An 18,885-nucleotide genomic window follows, 5' to 3' on the forward strand; every position below is an offset into this window, starting at 1 on the left:
GCACGCTGTTGAGTTCTCAAGGAACGGAAGCTACCTTCAAGACCCTTTCACAGGCCCCTCCGGGCTTTCCCTTCGGTTTCTCCAGCTTATCAGATCTTCTCGGACCCGATTCCCGCCGGCGGGATTCTGTCTTTCCGGCCTGGCGGCCGTTCCGACGAGTGAGACTTTAGCGGATCCTTGGCCGCTCGGTCTAATCGAGCGAATTCGGCTCCTCATTTCGAATGCGCGCACGACAAAGCCTCGACGGCTGTCGTGTGTACTTCGGAATGGCTGCCCGCGGACCGACTCGGTCGGCGCTCACGCCGGGCAACTCGGAGAACATTACGGATCGCCCCCGACCGTGTCAAGCCGCGTCCGGGTCCACCCTCACCAGCACCCGGGACAGCATGCCGCCCAGCGTGGCCAGCTCCTCCTTGGACAGGTCCTGGAGGAGGTCCGCCTCGAAGCCAGCCGCCATGCGCATCGCGTCCAGCCACTTGCCGCGGCCCTCGTCGGTCAGCTCGACGATGACGCGCACCCGGTTGCTCTCGTCGCGTTCACGGGTGACCAGGCCCTCGGCGACCATGCGGTCGATCCGGTGGGTCATCGCGGCGGGCGTGAGGCCCAGCCGCTTGGCGAGTTCGCCGGGGCCGAGCCGGTAGGGCTTGCCGACCAGGACGAGCGCCTTGAGCACCTCCCACTCGGCGTTGCTTATGCCGAGGTCGGCGACCTGGCGCCCGTACGCCACGTTCATGCGGCGGTTGAGCCGCTGGAGCGCGGAGACGACCTTCTCGATCTGGGGGTCCACCTCGGGGAACTCGCGCTGGTAGATGGCGATCTGTTCGTCGAGGTCAAGCTCCGCGGGGGGTGGCGGCGGCTCGTCGGCTGCGGTCATGTGTCGAGTATCGCACGCAAGCCGTTCGCGTCTAACTCTTCCAGTGTGTATATTTTAGTTTCGAAGTTTAGTTCTGAAGTCTTGAGACTCCAACCACTGGCCGCCGTCCGGCGGTCCTCCCCTGTCCTGGGGGCCCTGGGGCTCGGACTCCCTGACCAAGTGAGGTGAGTGTGACCACGGCGATGGGCGCAGCGCTGCGCCGGATCCAGCTGGGCAACGTGCTGAGCGCGTTCGGCAACGGCTTCACGGTCCCGTTCCTGTTCGTCTACGTGGCGCAGGTACGGGATCTGGGTGCGAGTACCGCGGGCGTGGTGCTGTCGGCGTTCGCCGTCGCCGCGCTCGCCGTGCTGCCGTTCACCGGACGCTGCATCGACCGGCGCGGCCCGCTTCCCGTCGTGGTCGTCGCGTCCGTGGTAGCCGCGATCGGCTCGATCGGGTTCGGGCTGGCGGACACCGCTCCGCTGGCGATCGTCTTCTCCGCGGTGCTCGGCGCCGGGGTGGCGGTCATCCAGCCCGCGCTGGCCACGCTGATCGTGTGGTGCTCGACCCCGGCCACCCGGTCGCGGGCGTTCGCCACCCAGTTCTTCATGCAGAACCTGGGCCTGGGCATCGGCGGTCTGATCGGCGGCCTGCTGGTGGACACCGCGCACCCGTCGTCGTTCACCCGGCTGTTCGCCATCGAGGCGGCGATGTTCCTGGTGCTGGCCGGGATCGTGGCGACCGTGCGGCTGCCGCGTACCGTGCGGATCGAGGACGCGCCGGAGGACGAGCGGGCCCCGGGCGGCTGGCGGGCGCTGCTGGCGCACCGGCAGATGGTGCAGTTGTGCGTGCTGGGCGCGGTCATGTTCTTCGCCTGCTACGGGCAGTTCGAGTCCGGACTCGCCGCCTTCGCCACCGAGGTCACCCACGTCGAGCCCGCCACCTTGGGCATCGCGCTCGCGGCGAACACCGCGGTGATCGTCGTCGCGCAGTTCCTCGTCCTCAAGCCGGTCGAGAAGCGCAGGCGAAGCAGGGTCATCGCCGCGGTGGGCCTGATCTGGACCGTCGCCTGGGTGGTGGCGGGCGTCTCCGGGCTGATCCACGGCCGCCAGGCGTGGGCGACCGGCGCGATCATCTCCACGTACGCGCTGTTCGGCCTCGGGGAGGCGCTGCTGTCGCCGACCGTCGCGCCGCTGGTCGCGGACCTGGCCCCGGAGCGCATGGTCGGGCAGTACAACTCGGCGTTCGCGCTGGTCAAGCAGCTCGCGCTGGCGATCGGCCCGGCGGCGGGCGGCGCGATGGCGGGCGCGGGACTGTACGGCCCGTACATCGTGATGCTCATCGGCTTCTCCGTCGGCATCACGCTGCTGGCGCTGCGGCTCGGGCGCGGGCTGAGCACCGCGCAGGACGACCCGGCGCGGGCGGCCGCCGCGCGGCGCGGGCACCCGGCGGCGCGGGAGCTGTCCACGGCGGCGTAGCCCCTCGGGCACGACGGCTCGCCATGAGCATGAGCACGAGGGCGTACGGATCGCGGCGACGCGGTGCGTGCGCCCTCACGCGTATCCGTACGCGCCCACGCTCACTTCTTCGGCAGGGCGAACTCGCACCAGACCGTCTTGCCGCCGCCGGGCGTCCTGCGTGATCCCCAGATGGAGGCGATCGTGGCGATGATCGAGATGCCGCGGCCCGCCTCGTCGCCGGGTTCGGCCCTGCGGCGCCTGGGCAGGCGGTCGTCGCCGTCGGTCACCTCGACGATCAGGCGGCGGTCGGTGCGCCGCAGTCGCAGGCGCATCGGCGGGGTGCCGTGCTGGAGGGAGTTGGCGACCAGTTCGCTGACCGCCAGCACGCCGAGGTCGCGCAGTTCGACGGGGAAGCGCCAGGAGGCGAGCACGCCGGTGGCGAAGGCGCGGGCGCGGGGCGCCGCCTCGACGCCGCCGAGCAGGTCGAGCGAGGCGTCGCGGAACAGTTCGGCCTGGGCGCCGGTGCGCTTGGGGTGTTGCAGGACGAGGACGGCGACGTCGTCGTCGTGGTCGGAGGTGACGCCGAGCGCGCGCAGCAGCCGGTCGCAGATGACCTGCGGGGTGCCGGTGGCGCCGGCGAGCGCGCGTTCCAGCGCGGCGACGCCCTCGTCGATGTCCTCGGTGCGGCGTTCCACCAGGCCGTCGGTGTAGAGGACGGCGGTCGCGCCGGGCTCCAGCGGCAGAGTGCCCGAGGCGTGCGGGTAGCTTCCGGTGCCCAGCGGCGGCCCGGTCGGGCCCTCGGCGCGGCGCACGGTCCCGTCGGCGCCGCGCACGACGATGGGCAGGTGGCCCGCGGAGGCGTAGGTGAGCACGCCCTCGCCCGCGTCGTGGACGGCGTAGACGCAGGTGGCGATCTGGGTGGCGTCGATCTCGGCCGCCAGGCCGTCCAGCAGCTGGATGACCTCGTGCGGCGGCAGGTCGAGGCGGGCGTAGGCGCGCACCGCGGTGCGCAGCTGGCCCATGACGGCGGCGGCGCGCAGGCCCCGGCCCATCACGTCCCCGATGACCAGGGCGGTGCGGCCGGCGCCGAGGGTGATGACGTCGTACCAGTCGCCGCCGACCGCGGCCTCGGTGCCGCCGGGCTGGTAGGTGGCGGCGACCCGCAGGTCGTCGGGCTGTTCGAGTTCCTGCGGGAGCAGGCTGCGTTGCAGGGTGACGGCGGCCTCGCGCTGGAGGCGTTCGCTGGCCCGCAGGCGTTCGGCGGAGCGGACCTGGTCGGTGACGTCCGCGCCGAAGACGAGCACGCCGCCGACGGCGGAGTCGGCCAGCGGGGTGCAGGTGAAGGTGAAGTAGCCGTCGCGCGGCTCGCCCTCGCCGTCCTGGCGGGCCCAGGTGACCTTGCGGGCCTTGACGGTGCGCGGTTTGCCGCTGCGCAGCACCTGGTCCATCAGCGGCAGCAGGCCGAGTTCCGCCAGCTCCGGCAGCGTCTCGCGGGCCGGGGCGCCGGTGCGGCGCGGGCCGAACACCTCGGTGTACGCGTCGTTGACGTGCCCGGTGCGGTGGTCGGGGCCGTAGGTGACGGCGATCAGGGCCGGGACCTGGCCGAGCAGTTCGCGTACCGACAGCGCTTCCAGCGGGTGCCGCGCGGGGTCCGTCGCCGGGGGCACCGACGGCGACGTCCCGGGCGACACCCCGGATGGTGTCGCGGGCGACGCCTTCGCCGTGTCGGGGGCGGACGGGTCCGGGTCGCCGGGGAGGCCGGCCCGGGCCGGGGGTACCGAGCCGCCGCCGGGACCCGCGGTCGTGGCGGAGCGCGGCTTGGCGGCGGCGCGTCGCTGTGTTCCGGGGAGCCGGGCGCTCCAGCGCGTCAGATTCACAGAATGGTTGCCTCGTGCAGTCGTACCGGGACGGCCGGTACGTGTCGTACCGGATGGCCCGGTGCCCGTCGTACGGGTGCGGGGCGGGCGGATCGCCGCCCCGTGCCCGGCGGTCCGGTGGATCGTCGGTCGATCGATCGACTCTAAGCCGGTCGACCGGTCTTCGGATAAACCTTCAGTCAGGCGTGTTGTGCCACGCGCCCCGCGCTGGAGCGTAGTTGGCGCGGGCCGCGCCCACCGCCCGCCGCCCGCGCGGGCGTCACACGTCGGGGCGTCTGTCGGATCCGGCGGCGAGTTCGAATTCGGCGCGCGGGGTCTCCAGCGAGCCGAGGGCGACGACCTCGCGTTTGACCAGCGCGGCGAGCAGCCAGTCGGCGACCACTCGGGACTTGCGGTTGAGGGTCGGTACCTGGCTGAGGTGGAAGGCGCGGTGCATGAGCCAGGCAGGGTAGCCGGTGAGTCTGCGCCCGTACAGGGAGGCGACGCCCTTGTGCAGCCCGAGCGGGGCGACGGAGCCGACGTGGGCGTGCCGGTACTCGGTGAGCGGCTCGCCTCGCAGCGTCGCGACGACGTTGTCGGCGAGCACGCGGGCCTGGCGCACGGCGTGCTGGGCGCTGGGCGCGCACAACGTGCCGGGCTCGGCGGCCGTCAGGTCGGGCACGGCGGCGGCGTCCCCGGCCGCCCAGGCGTGCGCGGTGCCCTCCAGGCGCAGGGTGGCCTCGCAGCGCAGCGCGCCGTCGCCGGTGCGCGGCAGGTCGCAGGCGGCGACCAGCGGGTGCGGTTTGACGCCCGCCGTCCACACCACGGTGCGGGTGGGCAGGCGGGAGCCGTCGCTGAGCCGGGCGATGCTGTGCTCGCAGGACTCCAGCCGGGTCGACAGCCGGACGTCGACGTTGCGGCGGCGCAGTTCGCGCAACGTGCGGTCGGCCACCTCGGCGCCGACCTCGGGCAGAATGCGGTCGGCCGCCTCGACCAGGACCCAGCGCAGGTCGGCGGCGGTGACGTTGTGGAAGTGGCGGGTGGCGTAGCGGGACATGTCCTCCAGCTCGCCGAGCGCGCCGACGCCCGCGAAGCCGCCGCCGACCACGACGAAGGTGAGCGCGGCGTCGCGGATCTCCACGTCGCGGGTGGAGGAGGCGATGTCGAGCTGGGTGAGCACGTGGTTGCGCAGGCCGATGGCCTCCTCGACGGTCTTGAACCCTATGCCGGTCTCGGCCAGCCCCGGGACCGGCAGCGTGCGGGAGACCGAGCCGCAGGCGATGACCAGTTCGTCGTACGGCAGCTCGATCTCGCCGGTGCCGCCCTCCTGCCGGCTGGCGGGGGTGGCGGCGATCGCGGTGCGGCGGGCGTGCTCGATCCGCAGGACGTCGCCGACGATCACCGTGCAGCCGGCCAGGACGCGGCGCAGCGGAACGACGACGTGGGCGGGCGCGATCGACCCGGCGGCCGTCTCCGCGAGAAAGGGCTGATAGGTCATGTACGGGTCGCAGGACACGACGGTGACCCGCGCGTCGTCGCCCAGCCGGCGGCGCAGGCGCAGGGCCGCGTTCATGCCGACGTAGCCGCCGCCGACCACGAGAATCCGAGCGGGCTCCTTCACCCTTCCATGACGCACCGTCGGACGGAGGTTTGTCCACAGGGCCGCACCGGTCGCGGGCGGACGGCGTCGCGCGTACCCCGATCGGGGTGGTCTGGGTGGAACCACCCCCTTCATTCTTGACCGGGGCTCAACTATGTTCTTACCGCTATGCGTCGCCGGAGCGCACCCGAAGCGGTCCGGTCGTCATGTGGGGCGGGGAGTCTCCGGGGGGAGACGTCACATCCGGGGGATACATATGCACATGCACAACCCTCAGTGGGCGATGGCGATCGGTACGGCCGACGGCGGTGGGTCTGGGTCCAGACCCGCGCAGGGGCAGGTGCCAGGGCAGGCCCAGGTCCCGGGGCAGGGGAAGCCGGCCGGGCAGGCGCACGGCGCCGCGCTCGGGATGTCCGCGACGGGGCGGTCCGCGCCGCTGCGGGTGGACGCCCAGCGCAACCTGGAGCACGTGCTGCGCGCGGCCCGCGAGGTCTTCGGCGAGCTGGGCTACGGCGCGCCGATGGAGGACGTGGCCCGGCGCGCCCGGGTGGGCGTGGGCACCGTCTACCGGCGTTTCCCCAGCAAGGACGTGCTGGTGCGGCGGATCGCCGAGGAGGAGACGGCCCGGCTGACCGAGCAGGCGCGCACGGCCCTCGGGCAGGAGGAGGAGCCGTGGGCGGCGCTCTCGCGCTTCCTGCGCACCTCGGTGGCGTCCGGCGCGGGGCGGCTGCTGCCGCCGCAGGTGCTGCGGGTGCGCCAGACCCAGGCCTCCGCCAACGCCGCGGGCGGCAGCGGCACTTACGGCGACGGTGTCGCGGCGGCCGAGGCGCGGGTGCCGCAGCAGCGGGAGTCGGCGCCCGAGGAGCAGCGCGGCGGTGAGCCGCGGGGCGGCGGGCAGCGTCCGGCGACGCCGCCGGGACCCGACGACGCGGGCGTGGCCGCGCTGCTGGGCGTGGTGGGCCAGTTGGTGGAACGGGCCCGTGCGGCCGGTGAGTTGCGGCAGGACGTCTCGGTCGCCGACGTGCTGCTGGTGATCGCCACGGCGGCGCCCGCGCTGCCGGACCCGGCCCAGCAGGCGGCGGCGTCGGCGCGGTTGCTGGAGATCCTGCTCGAAGGCCTGCGCTCGCGGCCCGCGTTCCGCTCGGCCTGAGTCCGGCGTCGTGTGCGGCCTCCCGTGCGGCGTGCGGCGCCGTGAGCGGCGCGTTCCGTCCCGCGTGACGATCTCCCTTACTACGTAAGGGTGTTGGCGCGGACGTGAATCGCCCCGGACGGGTGGTTCCCGCGGCTGCGGAGGGCGGCGGGCGGGCCGGTTGTGCCACGCTTGGCCGGTGGCTGGCTGCATCGGTGTGTACGGGGGCTTCCGCGATGGGCGTTGACGGCGTGGACGGGACCGCCGGACCGGAACCGCTGGGCGCGGGCGACGCGGGGTCGGGCGAGACGCCGACGGCCGACGCGCCCGGCGCCGTGCCCCCGCAGGCCGCCCAGGGCCGGGTCCCCGAACAGGGCGTGATCGACCGGGGCGGCCCCGGTCCCGCGCCGGCGCCCACCGCCCCGCCGTCACCGGCGCGACCGCAGCACGGGCCGCACGAGCACGTTCCGCAGCAGCGCGAGCACCCGGACGGCGGCGAGGTGGCGTCCGACGCCGAACTGGTGGCCCGGGTGCGGTCGGGGGACGACAGCGCGTACGAGGAGCTGTACCGCAGGCACGCCGACTCGGTACGGCGCTACGCGCGCACCTGCTGCCGGGACGCGCACACCGCCGAGGACCTGACCGGCGAGGTCTTCGCCCGCACCCTCCAGGCGGTACGCGGCGGCAGCGGCCCCGAGGTCGCGGTGCGCGCGTACCTGCTGACGACGGTGCGACGGGTCGCCGCGTCCTGGGGCAACACCGCCAAGCGGGAGCAACTCGTCGAGGACTTCGCGACGTTCGCGGTCACCTCGGCCGGGAGCGGCGCCAACGACGACACCCTCGACCTGGGCGCCGACGTCCGCGCGATGCACGAGGCCGACCAGTCGCTCGCGGTACGGGCGTTCAAGACTCTGCCCGAGCGGTGGCAGGCGGTGCTGTGGCACACGGCCGTCGAGGAGGAGTCGCCCAGCGAGGTCGCGCCGCTGCTGGGTCTGACCGCCAACGCGACGGCGGTGCTGGCGCACCGGGCGCGCGAGGGCCTGCGGCAGGCGTACCTCCAGGCCCACGTCAACTCGGCGCTGACGTCAGAGGGCGAGTGCGCGCGGTACGCCGACCGGCTCGGGGCGCACGCCCGGGGCGCGTTGCGGCTGCGCGCGGACCGGGAGTTGCGCAAGCACCTGGACGAGTGCGGCAGGTGCCGGGCCGCCGCGGCGGACCTCGCCGACGTCAACGCGTGCCTGAAGGGTCTGCTGCCGGTTGCCACGATCGGGTGGTTCGCCGCGGCCTACGTCGCCAAGGCGGCGGGGGTCGCCGCGGTGGGCGCCGCCGGTGCGGCCGGGGCGGGTGCGGCCGCGGGCGCGGCGGCGGCCGGGTCCGGTTCCGGCGGTGCCGCGGGAGGCGCGGGCGGGGCGGCGGTCTCCGAGGGCCTGGGCGCCCCGGCGAAGGTCGCGATCGCCACCGGTGTGGTGGTCGCAGCCGCCGGGGTGGCGCTGGCCGCCGCGCTGATGGGCAACGGCCATCCGGCGCCGAAGCCGGTCGCCAGGCCGCCCGCCCGGCCCGCTCCCGTCGTTCCCGCGCCCACGCCGACGCCGACCCCCACGCCGCCGCCCGCGCCGGTCCCGGTGGCCGCGCCGAAACCGACCCCGACGCCCACGCCGACTCCCCGGCCCGCGCCGCCCAGGCCCGCGCCCGCGCCGAGACCGAAGCCGAAGCCCACGCCTCCGGCGCCCACGCCGACCCCGACGCCCGCGCCTCCTCCTCCCCCGGCCGTCTTCCAGTTGGACTCCCTCGCCTGGAGCGGGCTGGGCGACGACGACGAACCGACGGTGCGGCCCTCGGCGTTCAGCTGGCTGTGGCCCCGCCACGGACTGTCCGTGGACGGCACGACGTACCAGGACGGGGTGACGGTGCGCTCCCCGTCGGCCGTGACGGTGGACCTCAACCGCGAGTGCGTCTCGTACGACGCTGTCGCCGGGATCGACGACATGACGCTGGGCACCGGCGCGGCCCGCTTCCTGGTCTACGGCGACGACACGCTGCTGTTCAGCTCCGGCGTGGTGCGGCCGTCGAGCGGGCCCGTCGCGGTGCACGTGGGGCTGGCCGGGCACAGGACGGTGCGCCTGGTGGTGCGTCCGGCCGAGGGGCCGGGGTTCCTGACGGTCGCGGACTGGGCGGATTCGCGCTTCAGTTGCGAGTGACAGGGACTGAGGGCGGTCGGCTCGTCAGGCGCGGGTGACGCGGGCGGCCAGTTCGTCCAGCAGCTTCAGGGCGTCGCCGCAGGTCAGTCGGCGCCCCTCGGCGTGCGCGGCGTCGGCCGCCGCGTCCCCGAGCGCCGCGCGTACCGCGGTGCAGGCCTGCCGGGCGGTCTCCTCCTCGGGTACGGAACGCGGCAGCCGGTCACCGCCGCGCAGGGTGTCGGCGGCGCCCAACAGCAGTGCGGCGGTGCGGTGCCGGGCCAGGTCGCCGGTGAGCAGCAGGGCGGTCCGTTCCAGGAAGGCGGCGATGATCTGCTCCGCGCACTCGCTCGCGACGCCCGCGCGCAGCGCCTCGCGGGCGGCGTCCAGGGCGCCGTGCGTGTCGCCCTCCGCCGCGCGCACCGCCGCCTCCAGGTCGGCCAGGAAGGCCGCGAACATCGGTGGTGGCGTGCCGAGTTCGGCCTCGGAGCGGGCGGTGTCGCACAACTCGCGGGCGTATGCGGGGTCCCCGGCGCGCAGCGCGATCGTCACCTGGAGGCAGCGTACGTAGGTGCGCGCGTCCCAGATGCCGTAGTGGTCGGCCTCCTCCTCGGCGCGCACCAGCAGCTTGGCGGCCTGCTCGTCGTCGCCCTGGCGGATGGCGAGTTCGGCGATCCGGGCCAGCAGGAACGGCACCTCGCCGCGCGCGCCCAGTTCCTCGCACAGCCGGACGGCCGCCTGCCACTCGGCGCGCGCCTCGTCGTAACGGCCGCGCGCCATCGCCATCTCCGCGCTGGCGCCGCGCACCTGTGCCGTCACCCAGCGGTCGCCGACGCGTTCGGCCAGCCGGGACAGTTCGGGCCAGTCCGCCAGCGCGACGTCCAGGCCGCCGGGCGAGTCGATGGCGACGTGGGTGCGGAACATCAGGGCGCAGGCGAGCGCCCAGTCGTCGCCGTGGGCGCGGCAGGTGCCGACCATGGTCGCGATGAGCGAGCGCATCCGCGAGGGGCCCTCCGCCACCTGGCCGGCGAACGGCCACAGCAGTCCGGGGAAGCGGGCGGCGTGCGGGCCGGGGCGGCCGTAGAAGCCGAGCATCCGGCGGGCCAGCGCCTTGGCCTGCTCACCGTGCAGATCGCTCGCGGCGACCTGGTCGGAGAGGGTGAAGAACATCATCAGCCGCAGGTCCATCCGGGGCCCGAACCGGGGATCGTCCTCGTCGTCGGGCAGCCCGCCGAGCGCGATGGTGCGGCGGATCCAGCCCAGGCCCTCGTCGCGGTAGTTGCGCAGCCACCAGAACCAGCCGAGGCCCAGCACCATGGCGAGCGCCACGTCCTCGTCGCGGGCGTCCAGGGCGCGGCCGAGCGCCACCCTGATGTTGTCCATCTCCCGCTCCAGCCGGCCCAACCACGGCAGTTGGGCCGCCGTGCGCAGGACGGGGGCGGCGGCCTCGATCAGTGCGCGGAAGTACGCGGTGTGGCGCAGGCCGGTGTCGCGCGACTCGCCCGGGTGGTCGGTGGCGTGCTCGGCCGCGTATTCCTGGATGGTCTCCAGCAGGCGGTAGCGCACGCCGTCCGGGTCGGCGTGGCGGTCGGCGACCACCAGCGACTTGTCGACGAGTGAGCCGAGGACGCCCAGCACCTCGTCCTGCCGGATGTCGCGGCCGTCGGCGCAGACCGCCTCGGCGGCAAGCAGGTCGCAGCCGCCGGAGAAGACCGACAGCCTGCGCAGCACGGCCCGTTCGGGCTCGGTCAGCAGTTCCCAGCTCCAGTCGACCACCGCGCGCAGCGTCTGCTGGCGGGGCATGACGGTGCGGCTGCCGCTGGTCAGCAGGCGGAAGCGGTCGTCGAGGCGGTCGGCGATCTGACGCGGGGTGAGCAACCGCAGCCGGGCGGCGGCCAGTTCGATGCCGAGCGGCAGACCGTCCAGGCGGCGGCAGATCTCCGCGATCGCTCCCGCGTCACCTTCGGTGTCCAGGCCGGGCCGGACGGCGGCGGCGCGTTCGGCGAACAGCCGCCGGGCGGTGGACGGCGGCAGCGGCCCGACCGGGCGCACCACCTCGCCGGGCACCCCCAGCGGTTCCCGGCTGGTGGCCAGCACGGTCACGCCCGGGCAGTACGACAGCAGCGCCTCGGCCAGTTCGGCGGCGGCGCCCACCACGTGTTCGCAGTTGTCCAGGACGAGCAGCATGCGGCGGTGCGCGCAGTGCTCGACGAGGCGCTCGGTCGGGTCGCTGGAGGCGGGGATCGAGCCGAAGACGGTGGTGTCGCTGCGGCCGACCGCGTTCAGCACGGCGCGCGGCACACCCGATGCGTGGTCGACGGGGGCGAGTTCGGCGGCCCAGACGCCGTCCGGGTACTGCCCGGCCAGCTCGCCGCCCGCGCGCTCGGCCAGCCGGGTCTTGCCCGCGCCGCCGGGACCGGCCAGGGTGACCAGGCGGTGGCGGGCGACGTCGGCGCGAATCGCCCGCAACTCGTCCTCACGGCCGACGAAACTGGTCAGGCGGGGACGCAGGTTGCCCCGGGGAGCGCCGGACCGGCGCGGCGCGGCGGGCGGCGTGGCCTCGCCGCCGTCGAGCAACCGGGCGTGCAGCGCGCGCAGTTCGGGTCCTGGGTCGGCGCCGAGCCGGTCGGCGAGCAGTCCGCGGCCCTCCTCGTACGCGGCGAGGGCGTCGGCGGAGCGCCCCAGGTCGTGCAGCGCGCGGATCAACTGGGCGCGGAACGGCTCGTTGAGCGGGTGCGCGGCCACCAGCTCCCCGGCCTGCGGCAGCGCCTGGTCGGCCCGGCCGAGCGCGAGGCAGGCGTCGATCCGGCGACGCAACGCGGTCAGCCGCAGCGCCTCGGGGCGCGCGGCGGCGGCGGTGCGGTTGGCCAGGTCGGCGAGCGCGGGGCCGCGCCACAGCGCCAGCGCCTCGTCGAGCGCGGTCAGCGCGGCAGCGGCGTCCCCGGCGTCCAGCGAGGTCCCGGCCTCCTCGACGAGCCGGGCGAAGACGTGCAGGTCGACGTCGTCCGGGCGGGCGCGCAGGGTGTATCCGGCGGGGCCCGAGCCGATGGCGTCGCGGCCGATCGCCCGGCGCAGGCGGGAGACCAGCGCCTGGAGCGCGCCGGGCGCGTCGGCGGGCGGGTCGGAGGCCCACACGCCGTCGATGAGCGTCTCCACCGGCACCGCACGCCCCGGCGTCAGCGCGAGCGCCGCCAGCAGCGACCGCAGCCGGGCGCCGGGCAGGGGCGTGTCCCGGACGGCGGTGGTGCCGAGGATCAAGTAACGCACCCGCCCATTGTCGCCGCCCGACGGCCCCGGGGGGATGGGGCCAGGCCCCGTATGACGGGGGCGCGGCCCCGGGGGGCCGGACGAGGACCGAGGGGGGCGCGGCCCCGGGGGCGCCGGACGGGGACGCGGCCGGCGGCCTTCGTGGGTGACGCGCGCTACCCCCGCAGCGGCAGCCGGGGCGGCACGCCCGTCGCCACCGCCCGCTGGCGGGGGGCCTCCGTGCCCGTCCAGCACGAGCCCCGCCGCGCCAGGAGGCGGCGCAACCACACCTCCGTGCCGACCAGTTCCGCCAGGCCGTCCAGCGGGAGCGGCTCGCCCTGGGCCGCCGCGCGCAGGGCGCCGCGCACCACGCCCGCGTCGACCAGGCCCGCGTCGGCCAGCAGTGGCGCGCTGAACAGGCCGAGCAACTCGTCCGCGAAGGACCGCAGGCCCGCGCGCTGGGCGAGCACCGTCGCGTTCTGCGTCGTCGCGCCCCATCCCGGCGGCAGCTCGCGGACCCCGGAGGCGGCCAGCACCCCGCGCAGCACGGCGGCCCGGGCGCCCGGGCGCACCCGCAGCGTCTCGGGCAGCGCCTGGCAGGCGCGCACGACCTGGTTGTCGAGGAACGGCGCGTGCAACCGCTGGCTGCGGACCTCCACCGCCTGCTCGAAGACCCGCGCGTCCGCCGCCGCCCTCGCCAGAGCCGCCCGCGCACGCCGCTCCCCGGGGCGGCCGGCCGAACCGGGCCGGGCCGCCGCGTCCTGGAGGCGAATCGATACTTCGGCCAACGCCTCACCCGTCAGCCAGCCCGCCGCGGGACCCGGTCTGCACCAGGTCAGCGCGGCGAGCGAGGCTTCAAGGCCGGTCGCCCTGAAGTCGTCGAAACGCCGTTCAAGCAACTGCCCCGCCGTCTGCTCGACGCCCTGCTGGTACGGGGTGCGGGCCAGCCGGCGCGCCGCCCGGTAGACGGTGAGCGGCACGAACGCGGACCGGTACGCGGGCCCCTCCGCCTTCGCCAACGCGGCGGCCGGACGCAGCAGATGACGCCGGTTGCGGTCCAGCAGCAGGTCGGCCAGGCGCGCGGGGTGCGCGTCCAGCACGTGGCGGGCGCCGAGCCCCACCAGGTGGTCCGCGCCGCCCGCCGCCAGCCTTCTCCTGTGCCGCTCCGCGCTGACCAGCGCGGGGCCCGGCTCGTCGGTGAGCGGGCCGCTGTCCAGCAGGTCCGCGTACGGCAGCGCCTCGGGGCCGCCGGGGACCACCACGTGGTGCAGCCGGGGGTCGGCGGCCATCGCGCGGGCCCGGTCGAGTTCGGCGTCGCGGCCCGACTCGCCGGCGGTGGCCAGGTCGTTGAAGGTGACCGCGCGCAGCCGCTGGCCCGCCCGCTCGCCGAGCCCCGGCGGGGTGCCGGGCATGCCGGGCAGGCCCGCCGCCAGGAGGGTCAGCGTGGACGAGGCGCTGCCGCCGGACAGGTCGGCGCCGACGCCGGGCGCGGGCGCCTCGTCGGCGTCGGGCACGTATCGCGGCTGGGTCAGCCGGGCCCGTACCGCCTCCACCAGCGCCTCCCGCACGCCGGACAAGGCCTGTTCGGCGTCGGCCTGCGAACGCGCCTCGCCGACCGCCAGCGAGGCGCGCGGCTCGTAGCCCGCGATCTCCGGGACGCCGTCGCGCAGGATGAGGGCGTGGCCGGGCGGCACCCTGCGCACGTCCTGGTACGGCGTGCCGGCGCCCAGCGCCTCGGGCGAGTCGGGGCAGGCCAGGCGGGCGGCGAGATAGGTGACGTCGAGACCGGCCTCGATCAGGTCGGCCAGCGGCAGCGCGGCGGTCGCGTACGCGGTGCCGCCCGCCCAGCGGGTGTGGAAGACCGGCCGCGCTCCCGCCAGGTCGCCGACCACGGTGATCCTGCGGCCTATCTGGAGCACGGCGGTGTAGCTGCCCGGCCACATGCTCAGGTGGCGCAACGCGCCGCCGCGCGCCGCGAACAGGCCGATGCGCAGTTCCTCGTCGGTGGCGTGGCAACGGCCCAGCACCGCGAGCCGGGCCCGCGCGGCGACACCGCGGGCGGAGGAACGGGCGGCACTCGTGCGGTGGTCGGGGTCGGCGTAGGCGTGGTCCCCGTAGGCGGCGCCGTGCGCGCCGTGGCCGCCGGAGCGGGCCGGGTCGGCCTCGACGACCCGCACCTCGTCCACCCGCCAGTCGCCGACCGCCCACAGCGGATCGGGGTCGTCCCACAACAGCTGCCCGCCGACCGGCAGGACGGTACGGCCCGTCGCTCCGGGGGCGCCCGAGGACCGCGCGACGGCGCTGCTCCATCCCACCAACCACCGCATCGCAGCCTCCACCGGCTGTGGACAACTGACCGGGCGGCGCCGGGACCACCGCCGCGCCCAAGCAACATGCTGCCACGTCAGCGGCGCGCGAGAGGGCGTACGGATGCGTGGGGAAGCACCGGGTCCGGTCACGGGAGGGGCGCGCGGAGGTGAACGGCGGCCCGCACCGAGGCATTTGCGTGGTATGCCGGGCCGATCACGGCCGGTCGTATGCCGGTTGACCTATGCCGGGGGTCACATGCCGTTTGGCGGGCGGGGGCCGCCCATGGCGAGGTCCCACGTAGGGCGGCGTCGGCGACGGGGCACGTGGGGTGCGCGGAGCAGCGTGATACGTGGGGTGCGCGCAGTTCCATGCCACGTAGGGAGTCGTGAAGAGCGTCGCACGCAGGGTGGGCGTTTCCGTGCGGCCTGGCGTTCGGGTGCGGCGCTCCGGCGCCGAGGAGCGGGTGGCGCGCGGTGCCCCGACCGTACGCACGTCGGCCGGCCCGCGCCACGGACCGCGTGCCGCATCAACTCACGTACCGCATCGCGTGGTTGCCCGCCCCGGGCCTCCCCCTCCCGGGTCCGGGACGGGCAACCGGCCCGGGGTTCCCCGGCGGCGGAAAGCGACGCCGTGAAGGCGTCCCGTTCCTGCGCGCGTCACACTTCAAACCGCCCAATTCCGGCCAACTTCACGGCCACGCCGAGGTGGCGCGCGCCGCGTTCACCGGACGGCGGTACCGGCGCAACGCGTCGGTCCGGGAGGCGTGCCGACGCCTCCCGGACCGGTTCCGCCACCCGCGGGGAATGAGGCGGCGGTGTCCCCTGGCCAGCCATCGACGTGTCCGAAGCCGCAGTCGCGACGGCGGGCCGACCCACGCCTCCATGCAACAGCGCGGCCCGGACCCGGCACAGAGCGCACGGCCGGGCGCACGGCCACACGCGCCGGGAGCACGTACAGCCTTGCGGCACGGCTTCGCCGGGTACGTACAACCGTGCGGCACAGCAATCCCGCCATCCGGGACAACACCCCTTAACGGTCGGCATCGGGCGAACTACTCTGGGTGTACCCGAGAGCGGGCGGAAGCCTGCGGTGCCGGGGCGGCGAGCGCGACGAGGAGTGCGCATGACGAGGGAACACCGCGGGCCGAACGAGAAGCTCGGCACCATGCTCGCCCTGGCCGGCATCAGCAACGCGGGCCTCGCCCGCAGGGTCAACGACCTCGGGGCGCAACGAGGGTTGACGTTGCGGTACGACAAGACGTCCGTCGCCCGCTGGGTGTCCAAGGGCATGGTGCCGCAGGGCGCCGCGCCCCATCTGATCGCGGCGGCCATCGGCAGCAAGCTCGGCCGCCCGGTGCCGCTGCACGAGATCGGCCTCGCGGACGCCGACCCGGCCCCCGAGGTCGGGCTCGCCTTCCCGCGCGACGTGGGCGAGGCGGTCAAGTCGGCGACCGACCTGTGGCGCCTCGACCTGGCCGGCCGCCGCGACTTCCTGACCGGCTCGTTCGCGGTGACCGCGTACGCGACCCCGGCGTCCCGCTGGCTGATCACCCCGGCGGACGGCTCGGTGGCCCGGGAGTTGACGGACACCGGCGACCCGACCGCGATCAAGGTCGGCCACGCGGACGTCACGAAGCTGCGCGAGGCGGCCGACGACGCGCGCCGCTGGGACTCCAAGTACGGCGGCGGGGACTGGCGTTCCGGCATGGTGCCCGAGTGCCTGCGGGTCGAGGCGGCGCCGCTGCTGCTCGGTTCCTACAGCGACGACGTGGGCCGGTCCCTGTTCGGCGCGACCGCGGAACTGACGCGGCTGGCCGGGTGGATGGCGTTCGACACCGGTCAGCAGGAGGCCGCCCAGCGCTACTACATCCAGGCGCTGCGCCTCGCCCGCGCCGCCGCCGACGTGCCGCTCGGCGGCTACGTGCTCGCGTCGATGAGCCTCCAGGCGATCTACCGGGGCTTCGCCGACGAGGGCGTCGACCTCGCCCAGGCCGCGCTGGAACGCAACCGTGGCCTGGCGACCGCCCGCACGATGAGCTTCTTCCACCTCGTCGAGGCCCGCGCGCAGGCCAAGGCGGGCGACGGCCCCGCCTGCGGGGCCGCGCTGTCGGCCGCCGAGGGGTGGCTGGAGCGCTCCCGCGACGGCGACCCCGACCCGTCCTGGCTCGGCTTCTACTCCTACGACCGGCTCGCCGCCGACGCCGCCGAGTGCTACAGCGATCTGCGGGTGCCCCGGCAGGTCAAACGGTTCACCGAGACCGCGCTGTCCCACCCCACCGAGGACTTCGTCCGCTCGCACGGGCTGCGGCTGGTGGTCTCCGCGGTCGCGGAGCTCGAGTCCGGCAACCTGGACGCCGCGTGCGCCGCCGGCACCCGGGCCGTCGAGGTCGCGGGCCGCATCTCCTCGGCGCGCACCACGGAGTACGTACGCGACCTGCTGCACCGGCTGGAGCCGTACGGGGACGAGCCCAGGGTCGCCGAGCTGCGCGAGCGCGCCCGCCCGCTGCTGGCCGCCCCGGCGTAGCGAACGGCGCCGCTCAACGGGCGGGCCCGCGTGGCCGGGACGGGTGGTTGGCCGCGCGTCGGGTCAACCGGCGCGAGCCCCGTCACCTCGGGGTTTGCGGGCGTTGTCAGTGGGCCAGTCCATGATGGAGGGACTGGTCGGCGACCCGCGCCGGGCGGGTGCCGGGCGAGGGCCGGGAGGTGTGCGCGATGTCCGGACACGAGACGAGCGGCGGCGTGGACGCGGACGGCGCCGTGCGCGCGGACCGGCCGGGACCGCCCGGCGCGGTGGCCTCCCCCACCGCTCCCGTCACGGGCGGGCGCCCGGGTCCGGGGGGCGTGGGCGCCGCCGTCGAGGTCTGCGACGTGGTGGTGGTCGGCGGCGGCATCGTCGGCCTGTCCACCGCCTACGCGATCACCCGCGCCGCGCCCGGCACCCGGGTCGTGGTGCTGGAGAAGGAGAGCGGCCCGGCCCGCCACCAGACCGGGCGCAACAGCGGGGTCATCCACAGCGGCGTCTACTACCGCCCCGGCTCCCTGAAGGCGCGGTTCGCGGTGACCGGCGCGGCCGAGACGGTGGCGTTCTGCGCCGAGCACGGCATCCGGCACGAGGTCACCGGCAAGCTGATCGTCGCCACCGACCGCGCCGAGCTGCCCCGGCTGCACGCCCTGGTCCAGCGCGGCCGGGAGAACGGCATCCCGGTCCGCGAACTGGTCCCCGCCCAGATCGCGGAGTACGAGCCCGCGGTGCGCGGCATCGCCGCCATCCACGTCGGCACCACGGGCATCTGCGACTACGCGGCGGTCACGCGGCGGCTCGCGGCGCTGGCCTCGGACGCGGGCGCGGTCGTGCGCTACGGGTGCGAGGTGGTCTCGATCGCGCGACGGGCGGACGGCGTGACGGTGAGCGCGTCGGGGGCCGAGGTCCGCGCGAAGGTCCTGGTGAACTGCGCGGGGCTGCACTGCGACCGGGTGGCGCGGCTGGCGGGCGACCGGCCCGGCATGCGGATCGTGCCCTTCAGGGGCGAGTACTACGAGCTGGCCCCGGAGCGCAGGGGGCTGGTGCGGGGGCTGGTCTACCCGGTGCCCGACCCGGCGTTCCCGTTCCTCGGCGTCCATCTGACGCGCGGGGTCGACGGGGGCGTCCACGTCGGACCGAACGCGGTGCCCGCGCTGGCCCGGGAGGGATACGACTGGCGTACGGTCCGGGCGCGCGACCTCGCGGAGACCGCCGCGTTCCCCGGCACCTGGCGGATAGCCCGGCGCCACTGGCGCTACGAGGTGGACGAGATCCGGCGGTCGCTGTCGCGGGAGGTGTTCGCGCGTGCGGTGCGCAGGCTGCTGCCCGAGGTGCGGGCCGAGGACCTGATACCGGCGCCCGCGGGGGTGCGGGCCCAGGCGGTCCTGCGCGACGGCACGCTCGCGGACGACTTCCTCCTCGCGGAGTCAGGGGCCTGCGTCCACGTGCTGAACGCGCCGTCCCCCGCGGCGACGGCGTCCCTGCCGATCGGCCGCGAGGTCGCCCGCCGCGCGCTGGAGCGGCTGAAGGCGTAGGGGGCGGACGGGCCGGCGTGAGTGGGGCCTCCCTGTGAGCGGGCCGGCGGGGGCGGTCTCGCGTGAGCGGGCCGGCGGGGGCGGGCTCGCGTGAGCGGGCCGGCGGGGGCGGGCTCCCCGTGGGCGGGCGGGCTCGCGTGGGCGGGATCACGGGGCCGCAGGTTCGCGTGGGCGGGAAGGCGTGGGGACGGGTCACCGTAGA

Annotated in this window: 10 protein-coding genes; 5 read left to right on the top strand and 5 right to left on the bottom strand. The window is 75.5% G+C overall.

The window, feature by feature from the left end:
- Positions 1–343 precede the first annotated feature (343 nt).
- Positions 344–874, bottom strand: a complete 531-nt coding sequence (locus CK485_RS08360; RefSeq protein ID WP_109448655.1) for a MarR family transcriptional regulator — start codon at positions 872–874, stop codon at positions 344–346.
- A gap of 170 nt (positions 875–1,044) precedes the next feature.
- Here CK485_RS08360 and CK485_RS08365 point away from each other — a divergent pair, with 170 nt between their 5' ends.
- Positions 1,045–2,331 carry an MFS transporter gene (locus tag CK485_RS08365; RefSeq protein WP_109448657.1) on the top strand — a complete coding sequence of 429 codons (1,287 nt, stop codon included), beginning with the start codon at positions 1,045–1,047 and terminating at the stop codon, positions 2,329–2,331.
- Between the two features lie 101 nt (positions 2,332–2,432).
- Here the strand turns inward: CK485_RS08365 and CK485_RS08370 are convergent, their stop codons facing one another.
- Positions 2,433–4,190, bottom strand: coding sequence for a SpoIIE family protein phosphatase (locus CK485_RS08370; protein ID WP_109448659.1), 1,758 nt, complete (start codon positions 4,188–4,190; stop codon positions 2,433–2,435).
- Positions 4,191–4,449: 259 nt separating this feature from the next.
- Positions 4,450–5,790, bottom strand: a complete 1,341-nt coding sequence (locus CK485_RS08375; protein ID WP_275124593.1) for an FAD-dependent oxidoreductase — start codon at positions 5,788–5,790, stop codon at positions 4,450–4,452.
- Between the two features lie 388 nt (positions 5,791–6,178).
- On the opposite strand from CK485_RS08375, the gene CK485_RS08380 reads away from it, so the two are divergent.
- Positions 6,179–6,919: a helix-turn-helix domain-containing protein gene (locus tag CK485_RS08380; RefSeq protein ID WP_241968421.1), complete on the top strand. Its 741-nt coding sequence runs from the start codon at positions 6,179–6,181 to the stop codon at positions 6,917–6,919.
- Positions 6,920–7,134: 215 nt separating this feature from the next.
- Positions 7,135–9,096: a sigma-70 family RNA polymerase sigma factor gene (locus CK485_RS08385; protein WP_109448665.1), complete on the top strand. Its 1,962-nt coding sequence runs from the start codon at positions 7,135–7,137 to the stop codon at positions 9,094–9,096.
- Positions 9,097–9,120: 24 nt separating this feature from the next.
- Here the strand turns inward: CK485_RS08385 and CK485_RS08390 are convergent, their stop codons facing one another.
- Positions 9,121–12,339: a BTAD domain-containing putative transcriptional regulator gene (locus tag CK485_RS08390; RefSeq protein ID WP_241968225.1), complete on the bottom strand. Its 3,219-nt coding sequence runs from the start codon at positions 12,337–12,339 to the stop codon at positions 9,121–9,123.
- A 155-nt stretch (positions 12,340–12,494) separates the two neighbouring features.
- Positions 12,495–14,645 (bottom strand): asparagine synthase-related protein, encoded by a 2,151-nt coding sequence (locus CK485_RS08395; protein WP_109448667.1) that lies wholly within the window; start codon positions 14,643–14,645, stop codon positions 12,495–12,497.
- Positions 14,646–15,750: 1,105 nt separating this feature from the next.
- Between CK485_RS08395 and CK485_RS08400 the strand changes: the two genes are divergently transcribed.
- Together CK485_RS08400 and lhgO are read left to right on the top strand one after the other, a co-directional pair.
- Positions 15,751–17,151, top strand: coding sequence for an MFS transporter (locus CK485_RS08400; RefSeq protein WP_109448669.1), 1,401 nt, complete (start codon positions 15,751–15,753; stop codon positions 17,149–17,151).
- Positions 17,152–17,339: 188 nt separating this feature from the next.
- On the top strand, positions 17,340–18,683 hold the full coding sequence (gene lhgO, locus CK485_RS08405) for an L-2-hydroxyglutarate oxidase (RefSeq protein WP_109452632.1): 1,344 nt from the start codon (positions 17,340–17,342) through the stop codon (positions 18,681–18,683).
- The last annotated feature ends 202 nt before the right edge of the window (positions 18,684–18,885 follow it).

Source organism: Streptomyces sp. ICBB 8177, assembly GCF_003144095.1.
In the GTDB taxonomy this organism is placed as follows: Bacteria; Actinomycetota; Actinomycetes; order Streptomycetales; family Streptomycetaceae; genus Streptantibioticus_D.

What these genes read in the sequence shown, in the direction of transcription:
- lhgO (WP_109452632.1), top strand. Translation starts at nt 17,340, where the DNA reads ATGTCCGGACACGAGACGAGCGGCGGCGTGGACGCGGACGGCGCCGTG.
- CK485_RS08385 (WP_109448665.1), top strand. Translation starts at nt 7,135, where the DNA reads ATGGGCGTTGACGGCGTGGACGGGACCGCCGGACCGGAACCGCTGGGC.
- CK485_RS08380 (WP_241968421.1), top strand. Translation starts at nt 6,179, where the DNA reads ATGTCCGCGACGGGGCGGTCCGCGCCGCTGCGGGTGGACGCCCAGCGC.
- CK485_RS08360 (WP_109448655.1), bottom strand. Translation starts at nt 874, where the DNA reads ATGACCGCAGCCGACGAGCCGCCGCCACCCCCCGCGGAGCTTGACCTC.
- CK485_RS08395 (WP_109448667.1), bottom strand. Translation starts at nt 14,645, where the DNA reads ATGCGGTGGTTGGTGGGATGGAGCAGCGCCGTCGCGCGGTCCTCGGGC.
- CK485_RS08400 (WP_109448669.1), top strand. Translation starts at nt 15,751, where the DNA reads ATGACGAGGGAACACCGCGGGCCGAACGAGAAGCTCGGCACCATGCTC.